The following is a 7095-nucleotide window of genomic DNA, read 5'->3' as shown; positions in this document are numbered from 1 at the left end:
TTTTTTGTTTTTCTTTTCTTTCTCTCCCCCTCCCCCCCCCCCCCCCACCGCACCGATCAGGCCGCAACGCGCTCCCTGCGCGCGGGCTGCGCGTCGGCCAGGCGGAACTGCCCGACCGATTGCTGCAGCTCGGACGACTGCGCGTTCAATGCACGCGCAGCGGCCGAAGCCTCCTCGACGAGGGCAGCGTTCTGCTGGGTCACACCATCCATCTGCACGATGCTCTGGTTGACCTGCTCGATCCCTGCCGCCTGTTCCTGGCTGGCATTGGCAATCTCTTCGATCAGCCCGCCCAGCTCGCCCACCGATGCCACCACCCGTTGCAGGGTCTGCCCGGCCTGGCTTGCCAGGGCACTGCCATCGGCCACCTGGGTCACCGATGCGTCGATCAGCGCCTTGATTTCCTTGGCCGCACTGGCCGAGCGCTGCGCCAGCGCGCGGACTTCGGAGGCCACCACGGCAAAACCACGACCCTCTTCGCCGGCCCGCGCCGCTTCCACGGCGGCATTCAGCGCCAGGATGTTGGTCTGGAACGCGATGCCGTCGATGACGGTGGTGATATCGGCGATGCGGCGAGACGACGCTTCGATGCCGCCCATCGTTTCCACCACCTGCGCGACCGCAGCACCGCCCTGCACTGCCACGTCGGCGGCTTCGGCGGCCAGGCGGTCGGCGCGGCGGGCGTGGTCGGCGTTCTGCTTCACCGCCGAGGTCAGCTCTTCCAGCGACGCGGCCGATTCTTCCAGGCTGGCCGCCTGCTGTTCGGTCCGGCGCGACAGGTCGTCGTTGCCGGCAGCAATCTCCGCGGACGCGGTAGCCACCGACACCGCCGCCTGCTGGATGCCGCTCACGATGGCGGTCAGCTGGGCCACGGTGGCGTTGGCATCGTCCCGCATCGTGGCGAACACGCCCTGGAAGTGGCCGTCGATGCGGCCGCGCAGGTCACCGTCGGCCAATGCACGCAGCAGCCCTGACAGCGCGCCGAGGTTGCGGTCGGCCGACACCATCAAGGCGTTGAGGCCCTCCACCATCACCCGGAAATCGTACTGGAAAGCATCGGCATCGCCGCGCACGCTGAAGTCGCCGGCGGCGGCCGCCGCGACCAGGCGCTTGATCTCGCCATTGATCGCCAGCAGGCGATCACGCACGCCGTTGACCGCCTCGGTGATCCGCGCCTTTTCGCCCGGCAATTCGTCCATCGGCTGCGACAGGTCGCCGTCTGCGTAACGCCGGACCAGGTCGACCATGCGCATCTTCACCGAGATGTGCGCGGCCACCAGTTCGTTGGTGCCCGTCACCATGGTGCCGAACTCGCCTTCAAAGCGACTGGCATCGATGCGGTGGCTGATCGCCCCCTCTGCATGGCGCTGGCTCATTTCGTTCTGCGCGTGGATGATCTCGCGCAGCTTGTCCTGCATCTGCTGCAGCGCCGCCATCAGGCGGCCCACTTCGTCCTGGCTGCGCACGACGATGCGCTGATCCAGGCGACCGGCCGCCACGTCACGCGCCACCTGCCCGGCCTGTGCCAACGGCGCGCTGATCACACGTCGTACCACGACAACCAGCGCCACGATCACTGCCAGCAGGCCCAATCCGGAGACCACCACAATCTGCAGCATCAACTTGTGCAGCACGGTCTGCAGCACCGAGGCGGGCTCCAGGCCGAGCACCGTCCACTGCCACGGCCCGTAGGACTGGGCAGTAACGAAGTAGGTCTGCGCAGTGGCGTCCTTGGCGGTGCGCAGGTGCAGGGTGGCCACGGTGGCCTTGCCCGCAAGCAGCGCATCCAATCCGGCGCGGTCGTCTGCGTCGGTCAGCTCGAGCAGATTCTCGCCTTCCCCAGCCGAGCCGGCCACCACGGTGCCGAACTGCTCGCCCGCGCGGGTGTTGACCGCCAGGAAATGGCCTTCCTTGCCCAACTTGGAGTCGCGCAGGCGGGCCTTCAGGGCCGCCAGGCCGTCGGTGTAGTTCTGGCCGACGAAGGCGATGCCCGCAACCTCGCCTGCGGCATTCTTGATCGGCATGTAATGGGTCATGTAGTCCACCCCGAACAGCCGCACCGGTCCGGTGAAGCTTTCGCCGGCCAGCATCTTCGCGTAGGCCGGGCTTGCATGGTCCAACACGGTGCCCAGGGCGCGCGCGCCTTCGGCATTGCGGACCGAGGTGGAGATGCGCACGAAATCCTCGCCGTCGCGCACGAACACGGTCGCAACGCCGCCGGTGGCTTCGGCGAAACGGTCTACCGCCGTCTCCTGCTGGTTGACGACGTCGGCGCCAAAACGCAGCGTCGGGGTCTGGCGTTCGCCCACGGTCAGGGTGTTGGCGGGGTCCACGCTGACCTCGCCTGCCGGCAGCATGCCGCGAAAGATGCCCGCCACGCGTTCGGCACTGTCACTCAGGCTGCGGTCGTACAGCTCGACCGAATCGCGCATCAGGTCAGTGGACGATTGCAGGCCTGCTTCGACGCGCTGCTGGTAGCTGGTGGCAGCCTGGCGGTAGATCAGCACCGCCAGCGCCACAAACGCTACGGTGGTGATCAGGCCCATCAGCAGCGCCAGGCGGGCGCCGATGGAAGTTGAGAAAACGGTGGCGGCACGGGTCGTCATCGTCGGTACTCGAAGGTGGGGGTTGGATTGAGAGGTGCGTCACAGTTCTTATCGGCACCGAAGTGGTCCTCTTTACGTGAAAAAAGGCCAGGTCTGAAAACCTTTCGTTTGGTCCAAGTTGTTGATTTGAAACAGATGTCTCCGGGTTACACCTTCACAAAGCCGGATTCCCGTTCAGGAAGAGTCGGTTTTTTCTCAAGTTGGGCTCACCCCTGCCGCCAACGGCGCCGCCCTGCCCACCCTTAGGATCGGATTGCCGCACGCTTGGCAGCGCGGGGTGTGCGGCGCTACACTTGTTCACATCGCGGCACCCACGCCGCATAGCAGCACACCTGGGGCCATAGCTCAGCTGGGAGAGCGCGTCGTTCGCAATGACGAGGTCAGGAGTTCGATCCTCCTTGGCTCCACCACATACCTGCAGTTGTCCTTTGGATGGCTGCCCGACGAAAAAGCCACCCAATGGGTGGCTTTTTTGTTTGTGGATGGCTCGCCTGACCGTGTCTCAGCGGGCGCCGTCGCCTGCGCGCTCGGCGATGGGGCGGACCTGCTGCACCAGGGTCAGCAGGGTCTTGCCCGGCTCTTCGATCATCACTTCGTGGGCGGACTGCTCGAACCAGACCAGCTGCTTGGTGGGTGCCTTCACCGTCTGGAACCACTGCGCCGCCAGTTCGGACGACACGTTGTAGTCGTGGCGGCCCTCGAACAGGAACAACGGCACCTTCAGTTCGCGGACCGCGCTCATGTCCAGCGTCAGCACCTCGCCAAGCAGGTGCTGCATCGAAAAATCATTGCCTTTCCATATGCCGGCCACGTCCTGATCGGTGTATTCGGGCGAGAGCGTGATGGCGGCCGCTTCGGCATCGCCCCCGCGACGGTTATGGACCATGCCGCCGTAATAGTTGAGCCATCTGCGCTGCTTGAACAGGTTCTCCAGCGGCACCGGCGCGCTGCCGGGCGCGTACGGCGCCAGCGCCTCCAGCTCGGCCACTGCCTCGGCATTGCCGTCCTCCCGCGCCTGCTGCAGGGTCCACGCCCAGCCCCGGCGCTCGCTCTCCGGCGCATTGGTCAACTGCCCGATGCCGATGTAGGCATGCAGCCACCCGGGCCGGCGCTGGGCCAGTTCAAGCCCCAGGTAGCTACCCCAGGACTGGCCCATCACGAAGATCTTGTCCTTGCCGAACTCGCGGCGCAGCCAAGCCACCATTTCCTCGCTGTCGGCGATCATCCGTTCGCGGCTCATGGTCGGTGCCACCTGCGCGGGATCGTTCGCGACGTAGGTTTTGCCCGCGCCTCGTTGATCCCACTGGACCACGGTGAAGTACTCCTCCCAGCCGCGCTGGAAGTACCAGCTGGTGGGCATTGCCACCCAGCCAGGCCCGCCGTGCAGCATCAGCAGCACCGGGTTGCGGCGGTCGTTGCCGCGGATCGAGACCCATTGGTCAATGCCGCCGATGCGGACACTCTCCAGCCGCTCGATGCCGCCGTCGGCCACGACCCTGCGCAGGTCGGCAATGACCTTCACTGCCTCGGCGCGGTTGTGGGGCGCGGGGGCCGGCGGCTCAGCCGCCTGCGCCGAGACGCTGAACCCGGTTACAGCAAGCCAGACCAAGCCGGCAACCCAACATTTCATCGGCGTAGACACCGTTGCAGGAGCGATACGCCGATTGTGTCATGCGTCCGGGTTGTCCTTGATCGGCGGGCGACGGCTTTCGGACTGACGGACGCTCTCATCGGTCTGGCCGGGGCGGGCCTTTGCCGCATCTTCCTGCTTCCTGTCCTGCTTGGATTCGTCAACGCCCTGCTGCTTGCCGGGCTGCTTTTCGGTGTTCATGCGCGTGCTCGTGGTGGCCTGCCGATAGGGGCATGCCTGCACCGTAGCGGTGGTCGTGTGATGCAGTGGTCATGGGGAACGGCCAACGGCCGGCGTTACCGTCCCAGTGCCTCATCGATGCAGCGCGACATCGCCTCGCCCTCCACCGGCTTGACCAGGAACGCGCGCCCGCCCCGCTCCATCACCCGCGCGCGCAGCGCATCGGTGGGAAACGCGGTCATGAAGATCATGGGAAACGCGCACCCACGCGCAAGCAGCTCGGCCTGCAGCTGGTCGCCACTGATCTGCGGCATCTGCATGTCGGTCAGCAGGCAGTCGGGTGCGTCGCCCTCGTCGGCCAGGAACGCCGCCGCCGAAGCGTAGGTGCGCGCTTCATGGCCGAGCGAGCGCACCAGGCTGGACAACGACTGGCGGACCCCCTCGTCGTCATCGACGATCGCAATGCGGTAACTCGGCTTCATGGGGCCTTTATGCCCGATCCGGCCGCGGGCCGGAACCATACACAGGTTTGTGCCCGGCAGGTTCAGGCAGTGCCGGTGCCCACGCCCAGTGCTTCTGCCTGCCGCACCAGGTCGGCCAGCGAGCGCACGCCCATCTTGCGCATGACGTTGCCGCGGTGGATCTTCACCGTGATCTCGCTCAGGTGCAGCGCGCCAGCCACCTGTTTGTTCATCAACCCGGCCACCACGTGCGCCATCACCTCACGCTCGCGCGGGGTCAGGGTGGCGTAACGCGTTTCCAGCGAACCGCGTGCGGCCGTCTCCTGGCGGCGGCGGGTATCGCGCTCGATCGCGGCGCTGACCGCATCCAGCATGTCCTGGTCGCGGAACGGCTTGGCCAGGAAATCCACCGCGCCGGCCTTCATCGCGCGCACCGTCATGGGAATGTCGCCGTGCCCGGTCATGAACACGATGGGCAGGTGGATACCCTGCGCGGCCAGTTGGCCCTGCAGGTCCAGGCCGCTGATGCCCGGCAGGCGCACGTCCAGCACGATGCAGCCGGGCACGTCCGGCAGCGCGGCCTGCAGCAGCTCAGAAGGCGAGCCCAGCACCCGGGTCTGCAGTCCGACCGACCGCAGCAGGCTGTCCAACGCGTCACGGACGGCGGGATCGTCATCAACCACAACGACCAGTGGCGGCGCGGGGGCGGTGGTGCCGCGCGGCGGGTTCGGGCTCATCAGGGCGAAGCTCCTGCGGAATGGGTGGCCAGCACCAGCCGGAAGGTGGCGCCATGGCCGGGCGCGCTCTCTACGGAAAGGTGCCCGCCATGTGCTTCAGCGGTGGACCGGCAGATCGCCAGGCCCATGCCCATGCCTTCCGGCTTGGTGGTGAAGAAAGGTTGGAACAGGGTATCCAGGTGCGCGCTGTCGATGCCCGGACCGCTGTCGGCAATGCTGATGGCCACCTCACCGGGCGCGCCGGGCTGCGCCTCCACCACCAGCTGCCGCGCGCTGGCCTGCCCCGCCATGGCCTGGCTGGCGTTGATCAGCAGGTTCACCAGCACCTGTTGCAGCTGCACTGCATCGCCGTGCAGGGGCGGCAGGCCGTCGGCCACGGCCACGCGCAGCTGCACTGCCTCGCGGTTGAGCTCGTGCTGGACCAGCCGCACCGCGTCTTCGATCAGCGCGCCGGCGTCGAGGGCTTCGCGCGGGGTACTGCGTTTGGCCAGGAACGCACGCACGCGCTTGACGATCTCGCTGGCACGGCGCGCTTCACTCACGGTGCGGGTGATGGCAGCCGCCACTTCGTGCAGATCCGGCGGTTCGCGCTGCAGCCAGCGCAGCCCGGCCTCGCCGTTGGTCACCACCGCCATCAGCGGCTGGTTGACCTCGTGCGCGAGTGAAGCGGTGAGTTCACCCAGCGTGGCCACGCGCGTGGCGTGCGCCAGTTCGGCGTGCGCGCGCAGCGCGGCATCCTCGGCCTGGCGGCGCTCGGTGACGTCGGTATGGGTTTCCATCACCCCCGTTGCGCGGCCAAGGCCATCGCGCTGGATCACCCAGCGGCTTTCCAGTACGCGCCAGGCGCCGTCCCGGGTGCGCTGCTCCAGCGTGCCTTCCCAGCTGCCCAGTTGCAGCAGGGTGGCCTCCACCGCTTCGCGCGCCTGCGGGTAGCGGGTGGACAGCAGGACATCGGCCACGCGGCCAATGGCGTCCTCGGCAGACCAGCCGTACACCTGCGCGGCCGTGCGGTTCCAGAACGTGATCACCCCGCTCCGGTCACGCACGAAAATCATGTCGTGCGACAGGTCCAGCAGCGTTGCCTGCCCGCGCAGGCGCTGCATCGCCCCCTGGTACTGCAGTGCCAGCAACGCGGTGATGATGACCGCCGCGAGGCTGACCAGTGCGCGGAAGGTCTGCGCGCCCACATGGTTCACCCCGTGCGAATCCAGATATGCGACGAGGGTCAACACGATGCCGGCGACGGCAGTGACCACGATGTCCGCGCGGCGCCCGGTGCGCGCCACCAGCAGTACCGCCACCACGTACAGCACGGCTACCGCACCTTCCAGCGTGGTAAGCACATCGATCAGGAAGATGCCCAGCGTGAGCAGCGCGGCAGCGGCGCGGAACACGGTGCGACCGCGCAACGTGGACGCCGCGGCGGTGCGCTGGCGCGTGGGAGTCGAGCTGGGCACGACGGTCTGGCCTCCTGGCAGGGC

The 7095-nt window shown here is 67.3% G+C and carries 6 protein-coding genes and 1 tRNA gene; 1 reads left to right on the top strand and 6 read right to left on the bottom strand.

Going from position 1 to position 7095, the window contains the following annotated elements:
- Positions 1–56: 56 nt before the first annotated feature.
- The gene (locus tag ACTJI4_RS18100) at positions 57–2606 is read right to left on the bottom strand and encodes a Cache 3/Cache 2 fusion domain-containing protein (RefSeq protein WP_440870126.1); all 2550 of its coding nucleotides are present in this window, start codon (positions 2604–2606) and stop codon (positions 57–59) included.
- Positions 2607–2940: 334 nt separating this feature from the next.
- Between ACTJI4_RS18100 and ACTJI4_RS18095 the strand changes: the two genes are divergently transcribed.
- A tRNA-Ala gene (locus tag ACTJI4_RS18095) sits at positions 2941–3016 on the top strand.
- Positions 3017–3108: 92 nt separating this feature from the next.
- Here the strand turns inward: ACTJI4_RS18095 and ACTJI4_RS18090 are convergent.
- The 5 genes from ACTJI4_RS18090 to ACTJI4_RS18070 all read right to left on the bottom strand — a co-directional run bounded on the left by ACTJI4_RS18090 (position 3109) and on the right by ACTJI4_RS18070 (position 7071).
- A complete protein-coding gene (locus tag ACTJI4_RS18090; protein ID WP_440870125.1) occupies positions 3109–4236 on the bottom strand; it encodes an alpha/beta fold hydrolase in 1128 nt (375 codons plus the stop codon).
- A 39-nt stretch (positions 4237–4275) separates the two neighbouring features.
- Positions 4276–4437: a hypothetical protein gene (locus ACTJI4_RS18085; protein ID WP_392921157.1), complete on the bottom strand. Its 162-nt coding sequence runs from the start codon at positions 4435–4437 to the stop codon at positions 4276–4278.
- 95 nt (positions 4438–4532) lie between these two features.
- Positions 4533–4898 carry a response regulator transcription factor gene (locus ACTJI4_RS18080; protein WP_392921154.1) on the bottom strand — a complete coding sequence of 122 codons (366 nt, stop codon included), beginning with the start codon at positions 4896–4898 and terminating at the stop codon, positions 4533–4535.
- Between the two features lie 62 nt (positions 4899–4960).
- Complete coding sequence (locus ACTJI4_RS18075; RefSeq protein ID WP_392921151.1) at positions 4961–5614, bottom strand: response regulator transcription factor; 654 nt, start codon at positions 5612–5614, stop codon at positions 4961–4963.
- A complete protein-coding gene (locus ACTJI4_RS18070; protein WP_392921148.1) occupies positions 5614–7071 on the bottom strand; it encodes a sensor histidine kinase in 1458 nt (485 codons plus the stop codon). The genes ACTJI4_RS18075 and ACTJI4_RS18070 overlap by 1 nt, the downstream gene beginning before the upstream one ends.
- Between the last annotated feature and the right edge of the window lie 24 nt (positions 7072–7095).

Origin of the sequence: Stenotrophomonas sp. 22385 (assembly GCF_052045085.1) — a bacterium.
GTDB lineage: Bacteria > Pseudomonadota > Gammaproteobacteria > Xanthomonadales > Xanthomonadaceae > Stenotrophomonas.
The sequence above is the reverse complement of the archived record's forward strand: the minus strand, read 5'-3'. Positions and strand labels throughout refer to the sequence as shown.

Excerpts from the sequence above, each read along its gene's own strand:
- ACTJI4_RS18100 (WP_440870126.1), bottom strand. The coding sequence starts at position 2,606 with ATGACGACCCGTGCCGCCACCGTTTTCTCAACTTCCATCGGCGCCCGC.
- ACTJI4_RS18090 (WP_440870125.1), bottom strand. The coding sequence starts at position 4,236 with ATGAAATGTTGGGTTGCCGGCTTGGTCTGGCTTGCTGTAACCGGGTTC.
- ACTJI4_RS18085 (WP_392921157.1), bottom strand. The coding sequence starts at position 4,437 with ATGAACACCGAAAAGCAGCCCGGCAAGCAGCAGGGCGTTGACGAATCC.
- ACTJI4_RS18080 (WP_392921154.1), bottom strand. The coding sequence starts at position 4,898 with ATGAAGCCGAGTTACCGCATTGCGATCGTCGATGACGACGAGGGGGTC.
- ACTJI4_RS18075 (WP_392921151.1), bottom strand. The coding sequence starts at position 5,614 with ATGAGCCCGAACCCGCCGCGCGGCACCACCGCCCCCGCGCCGCCACTG.